The 16,725-nt window shown below is 42.5% G+C and carries 21 protein-coding genes; 2 read left to right on the top strand and 19 right to left on the bottom strand.

Translation table 11 applies throughout. The features are described from left to right. Positions 1-8 precede the first annotated feature (8 nt). Genes LCM09_RS16565 through flgB form a run of 9 tightly spaced genes read right to left on the bottom strand, consistent with a single transcriptional unit; the run spans position 9 to position 7,288 of the window. On the bottom strand, positions 9-860 hold the full coding sequence (locus LCM09_RS16565) for a MotE family protein (protein ID WP_224884198.1): 852 nt from the start codon (positions 858-860) through the stop codon (positions 9-11). A 21-nt stretch (positions 861-881) separates the two neighbouring features. Continuing rightward, positions 882-1,334, bottom strand: a complete 453-nt coding sequence (gene fliJ / locus LCM09_RS16560; RefSeq protein ID WP_224884410.1) for a flagellar export protein FliJ — start codon at positions 1,332-1,334, stop codon at positions 882-884. A 2-nt stretch (positions 1,335-1,336) separates the two neighbouring features. Further along, positions 1,337-2,656, bottom strand: a complete 1,320-nt coding sequence (gene fliI, locus LCM09_RS16555) for a flagellar protein export ATPase FliI (protein WP_224884196.1) — start codon at positions 2,654-2,656, stop codon at positions 1,337-1,339. Next, on the bottom strand, positions 2,646-3,443 hold the full coding sequence (locus LCM09_RS16550; RefSeq protein WP_224884194.1) for a FliH/SctL family protein: 798 nt from the start codon (positions 3,441-3,443) through the stop codon (positions 2,646-2,648). Before LCM09_RS16550 ends, fliI begins: the two co-directional genes overlap by 11 nt. Beyond that, entirely contained in the window at positions 3,436-4,449 is a 1,014-nt protein-coding gene (gene fliG / locus LCM09_RS16545; protein WP_224884192.1) for a flagellar motor switch protein FliG, read from the bottom strand. Before fliG ends, LCM09_RS16550 begins: the two co-directional genes overlap by 8 nt. Before the next feature lie 12 nt (positions 4,450-4,461). Further along, positions 4,462-6,102 carry a flagellar basal-body MS-ring/collar protein FliF gene (fliF, locus tag LCM09_RS16540; RefSeq protein ID WP_224884190.1) on the bottom strand — a complete coding sequence of 547 codons (1,641 nt, stop codon included), beginning with the start codon at positions 6,100-6,102 and terminating at the stop codon, positions 4,462-4,464. A gap of 21 nt (positions 6,103-6,123) precedes the next feature. Beyond that, entirely contained in the window at positions 6,124-6,414 is a 291-nt protein-coding gene (fliE, locus tag LCM09_RS16535) for a flagellar hook-basal body complex protein FliE (RefSeq protein ID WP_224884188.1), read from the bottom strand. A gap of 26 nt (positions 6,415-6,440) precedes the next feature. Further along, the gene (gene flgC, locus LCM09_RS16530; RefSeq protein WP_224884186.1) at positions 6,441-6,887 is read right to left on the bottom strand and encodes a flagellar basal body rod protein FlgC; all 447 of its coding nucleotides are present in this window, start codon (positions 6,885-6,887) and stop codon (positions 6,441-6,443) included. A 5-nt stretch (positions 6,888-6,892) separates the two neighbouring features. Further along, the gene (gene flgB, locus LCM09_RS16525) at positions 6,893-7,288 is read right to left on the bottom strand and encodes a flagellar basal body rod protein FlgB (protein ID WP_224884184.1); all 396 of its coding nucleotides are present in this window, start codon (positions 7,286-7,288) and stop codon (positions 6,893-6,895) included. Between the two features lie 239 nt (positions 7,289-7,527). Between flgB and LCM09_RS16520 the strand changes: the two genes are divergently transcribed. Further along, the gene (locus LCM09_RS16520) at positions 7,528-8,346 is read left to right on the top strand and encodes a flagellar hook-basal body protein (protein WP_224884182.1); all 819 of its coding nucleotides are present in this window, start codon (positions 7,528-7,530) and stop codon (positions 8,344-8,346) included. An 11-nt stretch (positions 8,347-8,357) separates the two neighbouring features. After that, the gene (locus tag LCM09_RS16515) at positions 8,358-9,143 is read left to right on the top strand and encodes a flagellar hook-basal body protein (protein WP_224884180.1); all 786 of its coding nucleotides are present in this window, start codon (positions 8,358-8,360) and stop codon (positions 9,141-9,143) included. Positions 9,144-9,178: 35 nt separating this feature from the next. Here LCM09_RS16515 and flgL read toward each other — a convergent pair whose 3' ends face one another. From flgL to fliD, 10 genes are all read right to left on the bottom strand, one after another. Beyond that, entirely contained in the window at positions 9,179-10,060 is an 882-nt protein-coding gene (gene flgL / locus LCM09_RS16510) for a flagellar hook-associated protein FlgL (protein WP_224884178.1), read from the bottom strand. Positions 10,061-10,076: 16 nt separating this feature from the next. Then, positions 10,077-11,408: a flagellar hook-associated protein FlgK gene (gene flgK, locus LCM09_RS16505; protein WP_224884176.1), complete on the bottom strand. Its 1,332-nt coding sequence runs from the start codon at positions 11,406-11,408 to the stop codon at positions 10,077-10,079. 23 nt (positions 11,409-11,431) lie between these two features. Further along, positions 11,432-11,905, bottom strand: coding sequence for a flagellar protein FlgN (locus LCM09_RS16500; protein ID WP_224884174.1), 474 nt, complete (start codon positions 11,903-11,905; stop codon positions 11,432-11,434). Positions 11,906-11,919: 14 nt separating this feature from the next. Beyond that, on the bottom strand, positions 11,920-12,180 hold the full coding sequence (flgM, locus tag LCM09_RS16495) for a flagellar biosynthesis anti-sigma factor FlgM (protein ID WP_224884172.1): 261 nt from the start codon (positions 12,178-12,180) through the stop codon (positions 11,920-11,922). Positions 12,181-12,284: 104 nt separating this feature from the next. Further along, complete coding sequence (locus LCM09_RS16490; protein WP_224884169.1) at positions 12,285-12,716, bottom strand: flagellar basal body-associated FliL family protein; 432 nt, start codon at positions 12,714-12,716, stop codon at positions 12,285-12,287. A gap of 16 nt (positions 12,717-12,732) precedes the next feature. Next, positions 12,733-13,542, bottom strand: coding sequence for a flagellar motor protein MotB (gene motB, locus LCM09_RS16485; RefSeq protein WP_224884167.1), 810 nt, complete (start codon positions 13,540-13,542; stop codon positions 12,733-12,735). Then, positions 13,535-14,353 carry a flagellar motor stator protein MotA gene (gene motA / locus LCM09_RS16480; RefSeq protein ID WP_224884165.1) on the bottom strand — a complete coding sequence of 273 codons (819 nt, stop codon included), beginning with the start codon at positions 14,351-14,353 and terminating at the stop codon, positions 13,535-13,537. The genes motB and motA overlap by 8 nt, the downstream gene beginning before the upstream one ends. A 25-nt stretch (positions 14,354-14,378) precedes the next feature. Next, positions 14,379-14,747 (bottom strand): flagellar export chaperone FliS, encoded by a 369-nt coding sequence (fliS, locus tag LCM09_RS16475; protein WP_224884163.1) that lies wholly within the window; start codon positions 14,745-14,747, stop codon positions 14,379-14,381. A 12-nt stretch (positions 14,748-14,759) separates the two neighbouring features. Further along, a complete protein-coding gene (gene fliT, locus LCM09_RS16470) occupies positions 14,760-15,140 on the bottom strand; it encodes a flagellar protein FliT (protein ID WP_224884161.1) in 381 nt (126 codons plus the stop codon). 2 nt (positions 15,141-15,142) lie between these two features. Beyond that, on the bottom strand, positions 15,143-16,615 hold the full coding sequence (fliD, locus tag LCM09_RS16465; RefSeq protein ID WP_224884159.1) for a flagellar filament capping protein FliD: 1,473 nt from the start codon (positions 16,613-16,615) through the stop codon (positions 15,143-15,145). Between the last annotated feature and the right edge of the window lie 110 nt (positions 16,616-16,725).

Raw genomic sequence — 16,725 nt, 5'->3', positions numbered from 1 at the left:
CTTTTACGTCAATTAGCTAACTCTGCTACGTAATTAGAAGAAACAGATTCATCCATTTCTGCTAGGATAAGCGTTCGCTTTGATTCATCGAGCGCTGAAAGGATTCCAATACCAACTTTCTTCTCTTCCTTATCTCCGCTCATCGCTTCTAAAATTCCTGCTGCTTTCTTTTCTTCCATCTCACTAATCTGTTTCGCAAGATCTTCGACAGCGATCGAGCTATCTTTTCGTTCGATCGCATTCATCAACAACGTAAGTCTTTCTTGCATAGCTGCTACTTCTGGTTGTTCTGCTTTATCAAGATCTCTTAGTGCAATCGTAATATCAGCAGCGACTGCACTGTTCATTTTTCCAAGGATTGCGGCTTGTTCCGTACTCCCCATCTTATCGAGCAGGAGAGCAGCTTCATTTAAGGTTAGCTTTTCAATGATTGCGGCTGATTTAGATGGGGTCATTCCTTCGTACATCGTCGCGAGATTTTGTTGTTTTTGCTCCCGTTCCTCTCGGTCTTTCAAGTCTTGCTCTATTTCTTGCTTAAGCTTTTCGGTTTCTGTCTTGTATTGTGCAAGTTCGCTTTTTTGCTCCTCAACCACCTTCGTAAGTCTATAGATCTCTTTTTCCTGATCTTTAGCTTTCCGTTCAAAGTCAGGCGCTTCCTCGATTTCATCTTCTAGCTCTGCCGCGAACGTATTCTGAATAAATGTTATAGGTTTTTCACTAACATTAGATGCGATCGCCATGAGGTCATACCCCATGAACGGGAGAATGATCAGCAATACCGTCACTACGAAAGTAAGCGGTAGAAGAATGTTGTGTATGAGTACTTCCTTAATCGATGTATGATTCCGCTTCTTTCGCACCTTCTTCACCCTTCCTACACACTATCCATTCTTTAGTTCCAAATAAGCTCTAACCGTATTGAAGCTGTCGAGTTCGTTTTGTTCGATAATCTGGATTTCTCGATTGTGTTCTTCACGTCTTTTTTCCTTGATCGATTGCCACGTTTTTTCTTCTCGTACCTTCTCTGCCAAATTCTCTTGGTGACCAGAAACTCGTTCGTTTAACTGATTAAGATGCGCTTTTTTCTCACTGAGCTTCTGATCCAAAAAGGAAAGATGAGCTTCTTCTTTTATAAGTTCTGTTATGGAAAGACCTTCGAACTGCCGTTGCTCGAGGGATTCTCGCATCGTATTCAATTTTTGTTCGAGCTTTGTTATTTCTTGTTCTAAATCGCTCTGAACTTTCAATGTCTCAGCCATTTCAAGCTGCGCTTGTTCTTTTTCGTTTTCTTTCACATCGAGAATACGCTGAAATGGAAATTGGTAACGTGCGATGACTACTCATCCTTTCCAAACTTTGATAGAAGCCACTCCTGGCTATCCTGAAACGACGCTTGTTCATCTGTTCCTTGTTTGATATATCGCTCGATCTCTGAATGACTTGCGATTGCTTTATCGATATTGCTATTTGTTCCTGATTTATACGCACCAATATTGATTAGATCCTCAGAAGAATTGTAAACAGCTAGAAGTCGTTTTAACTCATTCGCTGCCTCTATATGTTCATGAGATACAATTTCTTTCATCACCCGGCTAACACTTTGAGAGACATTAATCGCAGGGTACTGCCCTTTCTGAGCAAGTTTTCGGTCGAGAACAATATGACCATCAAGTATCCCACGAACAGCATCTGCAATCGGTTCGTTCATATCGTCACCATCGACGAGAACAGTATAAAAAGCAGTGATCGAACCATGATGTGACGTTCCGGATCGTTCTAATAATTTTGGTAATAATGCAAAAACGCTTGGTGTATAACCCTTACTTGTAGGCGGTTCTCCGATCGCTAGTCCAACTTCACGTTGCGCCATCGCAAAACGCGTGACAGAATCCATCATAAGCATGACGTTCTTACCTTCATCACGAAAATATTCAGCGATCGATGTTGCGGTTAGTGCGCCTTTTATCCTTTGGAGTGGTGATTGATCAGAAGTCGCTACGACGATAACGGATTTCTTCAAACCTTCTTCACCGAGATCTCGTTCGATGAAATCTCTGACCTCTCTTCCTCGTTCACCGATAAGGGCGATCACGTTCACATCAGCTTCTGAGTTTCGAGCCGCCATTCCCATGAGCGTACTCTTCCCGACGCCGCTTCCGGCAAATATACCGATTCTCTGACCATGCCCGACCGTTAATAAACCATCGATCGCACGTACACCTAGCTGAAAAGGCGTTGAGATTCTTGGTCTTGTCATCGGATTAGGTGGCTGTCTGTGTGTCGTGACTGATTTCAGTCCTCCTGGTAAAAAAGTTTCATCAAGTGGCTTTCCTCTGCCATCAAGAATACTGCCTAGAATCGAGTATCCTACCTTCACTTCTAGCGGCTTTCCTGTTGCCACAACGAGGCAACCTGGGCCAATTTCTGAAAGATCGTCCATCGGCATAAGCAGGACGCGGTTTTCTCGAAAACCTACGACTTCTGCTTCGATAGGTGTATGGCCGTGACCAGGATCTAAATAGCATAGCTCACCCATCTTCACCTCAGGACCCATCGATTCAATCGTTAACCCGATAACTTGCGTAACTTTTCCATACTTTTGCACAGATTGGATCGAGTTGAGCCGCGACAGATAACGATCTACCTTAATGCTCATCGCTTCCATTCTCCTCATAAAGTGCAAATAGCTGCTTTTTGATTTCTTTTAGCTGATTGTGAATCGAAATATCATAACTACCGCTCGGGGTGTGTATCATTCCTGACCCAGGAGGTAAATCACTCATCGGAACGAGTTTCAGGCTTGCATGGCCATCAAGCTGCTTCTCAAGCTCCTCTACCATCGGGGTAATATGGGTGTAATCTTCAACTGAAACGTGAAGAACAACTTCACCGCGATCTTGGACGCTTTGCAATGTTTGGCGGACCATCTGAGAAAACGTTTCAGGATGTTGTTTCAATTCACTTAACATTATCTTCTTTGCAATCTCGGTACTCAGCGAGAGAAGGAACGGTTCAGCACTTTCGATCAATTCTTCTTTCTTCTCATATGCACCGGTTAAAATTAATTCCATCTCTTTTCGTTTATCTTCAAACTCAAATTGTACTTGCTGAAGTCCAGCCTGATACCCAGCTTCAAAACCTTTGTCTTCGGCTTCTCTATACTTCTGTTCAGCAAGCTGTTTCCACTCTTGCTCTTTTTGTTGCTGCCGCTGTTCAAGACTTGATAAAACGCGATCTTCCTCATTCTGCAGCCGAGTTCGGATCGTATGGTATTGATCTTCGAGCCGGATCATCTGTTGAAGCAAGTGCGATTTCTTTTCTTCAATCGTTCCTGTTCGAGATTGTAAAACTCGTTGTTTCTTAGGTTCCACAATCTCTCTTTGACCGAGTACTTTTGGTCCATCACCTGTACTTTTGTAAGCCTTCGGAATGATATTAGACAATCACATCATCTCCTCCACCACGTGCGATCACGATCTCTCCAGTATCTTCGAGGTAACGGATGACAGAGACGACTCTTGTTTGAGCTTCTTCAACTTCACTAAGGCGGAGTGGTCCCATCAACTCGAGTTCTTCTTTCACTGTTTCAACACGGCGGTTCGACATATTCCTGAAGATAAGGTCTTTCACTTCTTCACTAGCTACCTTAAGCGCGATCGATAGATCATCATCCTTCACTTCACTGATCACAAGACGAATCGAACGATCATCTAGTAGTACAATATCTTCGAATACAAACATACGCTGCTTAATTTCTTCAGCAAGCTTCGGGTCGTCCTTCTCGAGTGAACTGAGTATCGTTCTTTCTGTACTTCGGTCAACACCGCTCAGTACTTCTACGATCGATTCTACTCCTCCCGTAAACGTATAATCCTGTGAGCCGCTGGCATTTAATTTTCTTTCGATGATGTCCTCTAGCTTGCTTATTACTTCTGGTGAAGTACTTTCCATCAAGGCGATCCGTCTAGCAACATCCGCCTGTCGCTCTTGAGGAAGTGAGGACAAGATCTTTGAAGCCTGCTGTGAATCTAAATAAGAAAGAATAAGTGCGATCGTTTGAGGATGCTCTTGTTGAACGATGTTAAGAATCTGCTCTGGATCTGCTTTTCTAGCAAATGCAAATGGCTTCGTCTGGGTACTGGACTGTAATCTAGCTAGAATTTCCTCTGCTTTCTTAGGTCCAAGCGCTTCGACCAACACGTGTCTAGCAAAGTCTATCCCACCTGCAGCAATATAGTCCTTTGCTTTAACCATCTGAATAAACTCATCCATAATGTTTTCACGATCCTCAGTCTCTACCCTACTAAGTTTTGAAATCCCAAGCGCAAGCTTATCGATTTCCTTCTCAGTCAGATGCTTGAACGTTTGAATCGATAGATCGGGGCCAAGAGATGTAAGTAAAATTGCTGCTTTTTGCGTGCCCGATATTTCCTTTGTTTTACTCACCATAGATAGCCCCTCCTAGTCTTCGTTCATCCATAACCTTAGTAATTTAACAAAATCCTCTGGATTTTCTTTTGCTAGTTTCTCAATTTGATCTCTACCTGGTATCACATCAGGAGTAAGATCGACTTCTTTTACTTCTTCTTCGCGAGGAAGATAATGGTCTTCTGACTCGCTAGGTGTATAGGTTCTTTCAAATTCTTCATACTCTTCCTCACGCTTACCTTTTCTTCTGAAAAGAAGCATCGTACCTGTTATGAGAAGAATTCCGACACCTGCTCCTGCTGCATAAATGACCCACATCGGAAGCGTATCGAGAGTACTAGAGAAGAAACTCTTTTCTGGTGCTACGTAACCAGGTTTTCCTCTGAACTCATTCGGAAATACAGAGATGCGATCTTCTAGATCTGCATCTTCAAGAGGTACGTCACTTCCACTTAAAGACGTACGGACAACATTTTTTAGTACAGTGCGAATATCTTCTACATGAGCTGCTGTTAAAGACGTTACGTCGTCGGCAATCGGAGGTTCAACACCTACATTGATCGTAATATCATCAATCACATAGGGACTTTCTTCTATCTCTTTATGAATTCGATTGACTTCTCGATTGATGCGTTCTTCGACCTTCTCGTATGAACCGTCGCCTTCGTAATTTGGGTCATCAGCGTTGTAATTTGGAATTTCTCCCTCTGCCGTACCAGTGCCATCAATAGCGGCATTAGGATAACCGGAGTAGGTTTCCATGATTTTTTCAACACTTATATCAATACCTTCTCCAGTTTCTTCATCGACAGGTTCAACTAAATCTTCGACTCTTTTCTCTTTAGTGAAATCGACACTGGTCATGACAGACACGACTACTTTGTCTTGACCAAGAAGTAAGCCAAGCATCTGCTGAAGGTCTTTTTGCATATCTTTTTCGATATCACGACGAATTTGTTCCTGTTGCTGATAAGCCGATAACGTCGTATCTAACTTATTTTCACCATAATCAAATGAGGAACCGTTCTGATCCATCACAACGATGTTTTCAATTGGAAGGTTCGGTACACTTTTACTAATAACGTGATAAAGTCCGTTCACTTGGGACTGATCGAGACTAAACCCAGGTTCTCTCGTTACCACAACCGAAGCAGTCGCAACATCGCCCTCTTCATTTAACCAAACACTTTCTTTCGGAAGGGTGATCATGACTTTGGATTGCTGAATGCCATCGATCTGCTCGATGAGATAGCTAAGCTCATTCTGCATCGCATCACGTTCAACGACATCAAAATGCTTATCTGTCATTCCCATCCCCATGTTTTCGCTAAAGATACTATAGTTAACATTACCGCTTTTAGGGATTCCCTCTGCTGCTAGACTCACTTTTAAATCAGAAGCCTCCGCTTTTGGGACACTAATGGTCGTGCCATCTGCTGAAACTTCTACTGCAATCCCTTTTTGCTCGATCGCACCCTTGATCTCTCCAGCCTCAGTTGGTGTGAGATTGGAATAAATAGGTGTCAAATTTGGTTTAGACATCCAGAAAACAAGGAATAGAAGGATTAGTAGCGTTGCTAAAAAGGTTCCACCTATTAGCCATTTCGTCTTAGCGGAATAACTAGTCCATGTTTCGCCCCAGCGGCTTTTTATTTTTTGTAATTGTTCATTCATCTGCCATCCATCCCTGAAGAACTACATTTGCATACGCATGATTTCTTGATAAGATTCGATCACCTTGTTTCGAACCTCTACTGTTAAATTGAGTGAGAGCGAAGCTTTTTTAGCTGCGATCATCACTTCATGAACGTTCTGTACTTCACCCGTTACGAGCTTTTGTGACATTTGCTCAGATTCGACCTGAGTTTTGTTCACCTGCTGAATTGCATCTTTTAACATATTGCCAAAATCCCCTGTAGCTTCTTTTGGTTGAGATGATTTAGCTGTTTGAAGCGGTGTGCTTTGAAGCGCATTAATCGTGTTCATGTTTTTCCTCCCAAAAGGCTATTAACCTACTTCCCAAGTTCAAGGGCTTTCATATACATACTTTTTGTCGCATTAAGTGCCGTCACATTTGCTTCATATGATCGTGAAGCAGACATGAGATCGGCCATTTCTTTTACCATATCAACGTTCGGCATTTCTACATACCCATCTTCATTTGCATCTGGATGAGTAGGTTGGTAGACGAGCTTATTCGGTGCACGATCCTCGGTTATCTCAGAAACTTTCACTCCTGAAGAAGATGATTTCCCTTTCCCCATCGCAGCTTGAAGCTGGTTTTCAAAAGAATTTTCCTGAAGTTGTACGACTTTTCTCTTATATGGTTGCCACTCTCCATCAACTAACTCTGACCTTGTCGTTTCAGCATTGGCGATGTTGGAAGAAACGACGTCCATTCGTAAACGATTTGCGGTAAGGCCCGAAGCACTTGTATTGAATCCATTAAACAATTTCATCTCGTTTAGCTCCCTCGAATAGCAGTTTGCAGATCACGAAACTGGCTGTTTGTTTTTTCAATCATCGAATTATACCAGAGCTGATTTTTAGCGAGCTCTGCCATCTCAACATCCATATCAACATTGTTCTTGTTTGATTTACTTAAGGTATTATTGTCAGTTTTCACTGTGACGTTTGCTGGCGATTTCTGTTCTGTACTAAAAGACACATGGTTGGGGTTTGATTTGTAGCTTTGGAAGCGCTGGCTTACGGCCTCCTGTAGGTTTTCCTGGAACGAAACGGTTTTCCGTTTGTAATTAGAGGTATCAACATTTGAGATATTTGATGTGATCGTCCGCTGCTGAGTCATCGACGCGTTCAAAGCATTTTGTAGCGGATTTATCGATTGAAATACCTTCACGAAGCATTTCACACTCCTCATGAACTAATATTATTTTTGTAAATAAATGGTATTGGTTCCATATTAATCTTCATTCGACAATATTTTCTCTGTTGTTAGCATAGCACTGTCAAAATTAATAGTAAATGAGAGTTTTAACCTAATAAACTACTTTTTACACTTATTTTTTCCAATTTTCAACGTTATAATGAGAATTAATCCAATAATTATAGTTAAAAGGGACTATCGAGGAGGAAAATATGTTTAGAGGAATGTACACTGCAACCTCGGGAATGATGGCGAGTGAACGAAAGCAGCAATACCTCACAAATAATTTATCAAATGCACAGACTCCTGGCTTTAAACAAGATCAAGCTGTCATTCGTTCATTTCCTGAATACTTATTAAAAGAACGAAATACGACATCACCACAAAGTGACAAGAAAGTCGGAGAACTTTCTCACGGTGTCTATACTCAAGAAGGCATTCCGCTTTTTTCTAGCGGCACGTTAAAGGAAACTGGCAATACCACAGATCTTGCTCTTCTTGATGAGAGTCTCCCGACAGATGAAGAGACAGGACAAAAAGGCATTGCACTTTTTGGTGTTCGGACAGATGATGACGGTATCCGATATACGAGAAACGGCAATTTCACACTAAGCGACGAAGGGTTCCTAACTACTAGTGAAGGCTATCGTGTGTTGAACACGAATCTCGAACCCATTCAACTTTCGAGTGAGGAATTTTCGGTTAAGGACGGAAAGCTAACCGAAGCGAACGGAAATGAGCAAGACATTTGGATTGGGTATACGGGGAATCCTGAGGGCTTAACTCAGCGTGGAAACGGTGTTTTCGAATGGGCTGGTGATGATAATAATGCTCCGCGTGACATCCGTACTACGGAGTTTACTCAGTATACTGTTGAGCAAGGATTTCTTGAAGGTTCGAATGTAGATTTAACGACTACGATGACAGATATGCTCAACACTTACAGAATGTACGAAGCGAACCAACGCGTTCTCCAAACCTACGATCAAAGTATCGACAAATCTGTTAATGACATTGGTAGAGTGTATTAGGAGGGTTTTGAATGAACATCCAGATGAATATTGCATCTTCATCATTGAGCCAGACGCAAAAGAAAATGGATTCGATCGCAAATAATATCGCAAACGTAAACACAGCTGGATATAAACGACGTGAAGCAAGCTTTCAGAACCTATTAACCCAGCAATATCAGAATAATACTGGTGAAACACAAGAACCAGGTAGACTAACTCCCGATAACTTACGAGTTGGTTTCGGTGCAAAAGTCGCGATGACAAACCTCCGAACTGACCAAGGCGCAGCAAATGAAACGGGGCGAAACCTCGATGTGATGCTTGAGGGAGAAAATGTGTATTTTCGCGTGCTAAACGGTGACACTACCCATTACACGAGAGACGGTGCATTTCAACTTCAAAATACCGAGAATGGCAGAGTCAACCTTGTAACTAGTAACGGTAGCAATGTCCTCGATAAAAATGGTGAAGTAATTTCTTTTGATAGTGAACCTTCCAAGATTGTGATCTCTGATTCTGGTGAAATCAGAGTTAGTGGTGATAACGAAGCAACTTTCGAGTTGAGCGTAGCTAGAATCGACCGTCCTCAGTCCCTACTTAACGAAGGCGGAAATGAATTCCGATTACGTGAAGGCGAAGGTGAAACCGTAGATTCTGGTTATAAGGTGAAACAAGGATTCCTTGAAATGTCCAACGTTGATCTTGCAAATGAAACGACAGAAATGCTCACAACGCAGCGCCTTCTCCAGTTCCAAAGTAGAGCGATGAAGATGGCTGATGAAATGATGGGCCTTGCGAATACGATTAAACGATAGCAAAAAAACACTCATCCACGTTGGATGAGTGTTTTTTATCTAAGAAAATCCATTAAAGAAGGCTGTATAATCTTTGCGCTCGATGCAAGTGAAGCTTGATACACACTTTCTTCAGACTTCAGCTTCATAATCGCTTCAGCGATATCTACATCTTCATTTTTTGAGACGAGCTTTTGTAGCGACACGTTTTCTTCTTTCAGTCTCTGTGACAAGCTCTCCACCCTCGATTGTTTCGCTCCAAGAGATGTCCACTTGTTAAGCACTTGATCAGACCCTTTTTCGATTCTACCGATCACATCACTAAGACCACTTTTATCTCCACTTTTAAGTGCTCGAGATAAATCATCGAGTGACTTAAACAAGTTGTTTTCTCCACCAAACACATCACCAGCGTGAACATTGATCGTCATTGAACTGAAAGGTGATAACCGCTGTTTGAGAGGCTGGTCATCATACATTATGTCGCCGTTTTGGCTAATTTCAATCGGCTGGTCTGTTTTCTGGCCATTAAATATATATTTACCGTCGAGTTTTGTATTTGCTAGATTCTCAAGTTCATCACGAAGCTGATCGATTTCTTTTCCAAGATTATTCAACTCATCAGGAGAATTAATTCCGTTTGCTCCTTGAAGTCCAACCTCATTCGCTCGTTGAAGAAGATTAGAAACACTGCTAAGTGACTGTTCGGTTACTTCTAACCAGGATTGTGCGTAGTCAGCATTTCGCTCGAACTGTACGTTATTCTCAAGCTCAGAGGAGAGCTTCAACGATTTTTCAGTTCCCATCGGATCGTCAGAAGGCTTGTTGATACGCTTCCCTGTTGATACTTCTTCATTCGCTCGTTCTAAGCGGGTCAAGTTTCGATTCATCTGATTCGTAACATTTTGAGTTAACATTTGTTGTGTGATTCTCATCATCTTACTCCTTTTCCCGTTAGACGCCCATTCGGTTGATGATGACATCTAAGATTTCGTCTGTTGTACTTACATACCGTGCAGCCGCATTATACGCGTGCTGAAACTGAACGAGGTTCGCCATCTCTTCATCGAGCGATACACCGCTGATTGAAAGACGGTTTGATTCAATCGACTGAAGCACGGTATCATTGTTCGCAACAGTACGTTCTGCAGACTGTGCTTTTGAACCGATATCTGAGATGAGCATGCTGTAGAAATCGTTTGTCGTCGCATCTACTTTGTCATTTGATCCAGCTAGATCGAAGGATAGTGATGTGTTTTTCAAGCCACTGATCTTTGCAGCGAGGTCACCGTTACTTACTGTGCCTTGTGTAGAAGAAGCTGCTAGATTAGCGGGGTTCGACTTGACCTCTTCGTTAACACTGATGCGCTCGAGGTAGCTTTCCTCACCCTCCGTTACATCAAAAAGAGGTTTTCCTGTTTGCATCGCGCCGTCTACTTTCACGAGAGAGTAACCAGATTCGGCAAGTTTATTGATCTCAGGAGCTAGTTTTTCAAATACAGCGTTAAGATTTTCTTGAACATTTTCTGTAAGCTCTGCTGAATCTCTGAGACCCTTGAGCTTACCTGCCTTTGCATCTGCAATATCGTATTTGACCTCTAGTTCACCGTTACTCTTCTCTTTCACTTCTACGTCTACGAGACTAGAAAGTTCATCGATCAGCATGTCGCGTTTGTCCTTAATATCATTGGAGCCCTTCGTACGAACGACTTCCTTGTTTAATTCATCGATCTGCTTCGAAAGAGACTCGATATCTTTCAGTACTGCATCAGTTTGTGATTGTAGGCTTTCTGATAGATTCTTAAGGTCTTTATTAAACGCCTTCCCTTTATCCAATACTTCTTCTGCTCGTGAAACGACGACAGAACGTGCTGCAAGGCTATCTGGGTTAGCCGAGAGATCTTCGAAAGCAGACCAGAGTTTGTTTAGTGACGCATTCAGTCCGTTCTCGCCAGGTTCTGCTGACATCATCTCGATCTGCTGTAGCGTTTCTAGCTTCATAGACTCAGAACCTAGCGTAGCGTTTCGACCACGATACTGTGTATCTAGATACTCTGAACGAATTCGCTCGATGGATTCAACGCTAACTCCAGTTCCAAGTTCAGACGATGAGCCACCGGTTTGATAAGGATTCGTGACGGATGACGTCGCCTCCATATTCACACGCTGTCTGGAATAACCCGGAGTGTTTGCATTCGCGATATTGTGACCTGTAGTCGATAGTGCCGTTTGCTGCGTATACAAACTTCTCCTTCCGATTTCTAACCCATGAAATGTAGACGTCATACTGTCACGTTCCTTTCTAAAGCCTATGCTTTTGTGTCGAAGTACCCTCTCGGTGTCGATGAGGCTGGTTTTTGGTTTGGCCTTGTGTATGTAAGAGATTGTTCTGGTGAAGCTGTCAGATGTCCGATCATATGATGTACGAAAGCCATCGCATCTTTCAATAGAACATCATTCTGTTCATTTAGTGTACGCAAGGCTTCCGCTTTCTCCTTTAAGGTAATTGCTCGGCTTTCGATCATTCTTCTTACAGCAGGGCTAAGCTTTGTGAGCACCTCTTTAAGCGTTTGACCTGATCCACCAAGCCTCTCCACAAGCTCCTGCCGCTTTTCTTCCTCAACGCTTAGAGCTTGTAGGAGTTCTCTTTCATTCTTCATCATCTCTGACAAGCTGTTCACATCTCGCTCGATGAGCGCCTCTTTCTTTAACTCTCCGAGCGACATTAGTTTCTCATGCAGAGTTATCATGTTGCTCATTGTAGCCAGTAATTGTTGCCCCATCTTGCTTCCTCCTGTTAAAACAACTGATCAAACAGTTTTTCGGCTGTTTTCTTACTGTCGATTCTATACGTTCCTTCATCAATTTGCTTCTGAATTGAATTTATCTTGGCTTCCCGCTTCTCTTCTGCCTTCATAGTGTATAGTTCTCTCGCTTTGCTTGAGATTTGCAGCTCATCTTCACGAGGAGCTTTTTTTGCTTGCTCGACTTTCGTAACAGGATTGTGCTTTTTGTAAGGGTTAACAAATGGCGGTGCTGACGGTTTATTAACGTTCAATCCGTTCACCCCTCTCCGATAATAGTAATACTACTCCTTATTCTATTATTCGTACCCTATTTTGAGCATCTTACCGTTAATATCGGAAAATTCTTTATAAATTTTTACTGAATTTTGAAATCTATGACTAATACTCTCTCTATGTCCCCATCTTGAAGTACGTCATTGATTTGTTTTCTAATGCTCTCCTCAAACGTTTTGAGACCTTCTGCACCCTTTAAATCGCTTCTAGATAAATTTGCTAAGGTCGATATAACGATCGACTTTAGTTCGGGGTTACGGACTTCAAGTTCATGGTAGCTTTTTTCCCCGTCTGCGAGTAAATTCAGCTGAACGACAGCATAATGATCAGACAGAAGGTTCGTCGTAATCGGCTCCATGCTATAACTTCTTGCTGCAAGTTCTTCTGCAGTCGGCTCTTTCTCCTCCTGAGCGAGTACTTTTCCAAGATCGATATCTAAGAAAAACACTGCTGCAAAGGCTCCCCCTCCAACCACACCAAGGGTTGCTAAAATAATCAATAGTATACGTTTCATCTATACACCTCTAACGTTAATTTTCAACATCATAAGGCAGAATCAACACTTCAACGCGTCTATTCTTTGTTCTGCCTTTTTCACTATCATTCGAGGCGACCGGACGGTACTCTCCATAACCTGTGAAACTAAAAAGCTTTGGATCTAGCTTACTATTCTTTAAAAGCTCCGTCATGAAGTTCAGCGCTCGATCTGAGCTAAGGTGCCAGTTTGACGGATACTGAGAAGTCTTAATCGGGTTGTTATCTGTATGTCCTGTTACAGTAATGTTTCTCGCAGGATCTGTTACGAGGAAACTCGAAATTTCACTAGCTAGTCCTTTTGCATCACTCGTTAAGTTGGCTTTCCCGCTATTAAAAAGAGCAGCTTCCTTGATCGTGATCAATAAGCCTTCTTCCGTTAAATCCGTTTTCAAGTACGAATCAAGACTCTGCTTTGAGATGTATTGATCGATTCGTTCCTTTAATTCTTGCAAATTATTAAGGTCTTCCTCTAAATCTTCTTCTTCTTTTTCTTCCTCAGCGTCATTACCATCGAGATTCTCTGATTCTTCTTCACTGTTGTTGTCTTGCTCTTCTTCTGATAATCCAACGAACGAGCCATCCTCAGGCTGCATGACAGAAGGCTCACTTTCAAGCACGCCAGTACCACCGTTCAACACTTCTTCAAAAGACCTAGTGATCGCTTCGTATTTCTTTGCATCGACCGTGCTCGCTGCAAATAAAACGATGAAAAGAGCAAGAAGCAACGTTAGCATATCGGCATAAGGAATAAGCCAGCTTTCATCGACGTGTTCTTCATGCTCTTCATGCCTTTTCTTACGCATCGGCTCCTACTCCTTCTCCGACTTTGACGTCACCTGATTTCTTAACTTCATCAAGATTTCGCTCTTTCTCAGGAAGATAGACGAGTAGTTTATCTTCGACCATCGTAGGTGTTGCCCCTGACTGTACGGCTAGTAACCCTTCAAGCATAATCATCTTAATCTTCGCTTCTGCGTTAGACTTTCTTTTCAGCTTATTAGCGAATGGGTGCCAAAGGACATACCCTGTAAAAATACCAAATAGGGTTGCAATGAATGCGGCTGCGATCGATTTACCTAACAACTCCATATCACCGAGGTGACTAAGCGCTGCAACAAGTCCTACAACCGCGCCAAGTACACCTAGCGTAGGTGCATATGTCCCTGCTTGTGTGAAGATTCCCGCTCCTGCACGATGACGTTCCTTCATCGCTTCAATATCTTCAATTAATATCTCTTCGATTATTTCCCTTGAATGACCATCTATGACCATCTGAAAGCCTCTTTTCAGAAAGTCATCTTCAAGGTTTTCAAGTTTATCTTCTAGTGACAACAAACCATCCCGACGAGCGACCGTCGCCCATTCACGAAACATTGGAATGATTTCTTTTGGTGATACTAACTTTTGGTTTGTAAAAATGATTTTTAATAAAACCGGAAATTTCTTAATCTCATAAAATGGAAAACCGATCAACAGCGCTGCAGCTGTCCCAACAAAAATGATAACGAGGGCAGCTGGATTAAGTAGAGCAGCTGGATTGGCTCCCTTCAAAATCAATCCGCCAACGAGGACGAAAAATCCGAGCAATAATCCGAACAGAGATGTTTTTTCCAATGCTTTCACCCTCTTTGTTTAGCGCTTATTTCTGTTCCATAGCTTCTTTCCAAGTATTCCGAAATTCTTCAGCTAACTCTTCTACTCCTTGTAGGGTCTCGATACTATTGTTGATATTCGCAGATACAAGCTGACCAATCATGAACTCATAAAGGGAATCCATCGATTTTGAAAGCTCCATATCCATATTTAACGTTGCACGTAGCTCTTCTAGAATGTTTTGTGCTTTCATAATGTTTGTATGCTTGCCTTCAACATTTCCTTTTTTCATCGCGATCGCTGCCATACGAATAAACTTGAGACAGCCGTTATACAGCATTAGTGTTAGTTCCTGTGGAGATGAAGTAGTGACTGAATTTTGCTGATAGGTTTGATAAGGATTTTGCATAGCCATCGAACGTTCCTCCTATTTTCTCTTATCGAAAAATGCGCCGTCTGTGTAAGCTTGTCCGGTATTGTATTTAGAAGCTGCCGTCTTTCCTTGCTGCAAGCGTCTCATCTGCTCAGAAAACGCTGCATAAAGATCAGATAGTCGCGGTTGGATTTTTCCTTCAAGCTTATTCAACTGCTGAAGCATTACCTGCTCTTCCTCTGACCATACAGTTCCTTCTTGCTTCATCGCCTTATCTAGAAGTTGAATCGTTTCTTCACGACGTGTAATCATATTGTTGATTCCATCAAGATCTTCAGGGCCGTTCTCATCCATAGAAGGCTTTAGCTCATCGAGCGACTTTACGATTTGATTCGTCACGACATGCATTTGATTCAAGGCATCAATTCTTTTCATGTTTACATCCCACCAAGTAAGTTTTGTTGTACCCACAAGCTTTGTTGATTCATGCGATCCATCGCGGTTTCTAGCGCGGTAAATTGCTTCCAATACCGATCTTCGATAGAGCCGAGCTTATCTTCCCAGCGATCCATCTGTTCGTTAATGTTATCCAACCGTTTCGATAGAAAACTAGTGTCCACAAGCACGCCAGGTGTGCCTGCCTTTTTTCCAAGACGATCAATTCCTTCATTCACCTTCTCGTAGATGCGGTCTCCAATTCCTGCGTCCCCTTTTGTAAAAAGGTTCATCACTTCTTCTGGCTTTTGTGAGATGGCATTTTTCAGTTTCGCGTCATCGATAAAAAGCTTTCCGCCGTCACGATAAGAGCCAGTATTGATGCCGATTTCTGAAAGCATTGAGAGCTCCCCAGCTGGTATACCGCTCACAGGATTCATCCAAGCACTTCGAAGATCGCTCGCGATGCCTCTCACCGTTGCATCGCTTTGAAGTAATCCACTCTTCGCTTTCTCTTCCCAGAGCTCGATTTCTTTATCAGAAAGGTCCTCTCGCTGCGCATCAGTTAAAGGAGGAAAATCTCTGTGGCGCTTTTCAGTAAGTAGCCCCTGTGTTTTCTCAACAAGATCGTTATATTTTTCAACGAAGGACTTAATGCTTTCAAAAGGGGCATCAGGGTTACTTTGAATCGAAACCGTCGATGTTCCCTTCTCTGCAAGGCTAAGCTTGATATTATTAATCGTCGTTTCGTTCTTTTTTAGATCATTGACCGTAATGCCATCGAATGTGACCGAACCGTACGCACCACTCGCAGTAGTCGCTCCTCCAAAGAGTCTGTTCTCGACAGTGGCATCACTGAAATTTGAAAGGGTAATCGATTCATCTGCACCCATCGCTTTTGTCGAGAGGAAAAACCGTGATGTCGTATCATCGAAATTCGCTCTCATACCAAGCGTTTCACCGGTTGTATCGTCTGTTGCCTCAGCGATCTTCGTGGCTAGACTCTTAAATGTGTCTGCAGAGGCTATCGTAATGGTTGCTTCCTGTCCTTTTCCGTTCGTAAGGGTAAACGTTGTTTCTGTATCACCTGTGTGAAGGACTTTATCAGTTCCTTTTGCAGCAGCCCCCGCTTCAGTCTTGATCCCTTGAGCTGATGTTAACTTGGCGCTCTCAGCAAGCCCGTTCACGACAACAGAATAAGATCCAGGCGCCGCATTAGGGGTAGCTTCTGCAGTAACGGCATTATCGTTCGATGAACCTGCTTTATATGCGTTAAAGGTTGACTGGAGTCTTAACTTAGAAGCCGCGCCTCTCATATCAGACATCATCGTATTCAATTCACGATACGAGTCTTTTTGCCATTCAACCGTTTGTTTTTGTTGTGATAATTTATCGAGCGGTATCCGTTCCGCTCTCATCAGATCTTTCACCATCTGATCGATATCCATTCCCGATGCCATCCCGGAAATCCTCATGAACATCTCCTCCGTTCATCACTCATACACTTACTATCGGCAAAGATCCACTACTTTTTAAGATGTAAATAGTACTATAAAAAGAGAACCCTCATTGTAGAAGGTTCTCA

The sequence above is a fragment of the Guptibacillus algicola genome (assembly GCF_020171805.1).
Taxonomy (GTDB): Bacteria; Bacillota; Bacilli; order Bacillales; family Guptibacillaceae; genus Guptibacillus; species Guptibacillus algicola.
This window is presented reverse-complemented; position numbering and strand designations above follow the sequence as displayed.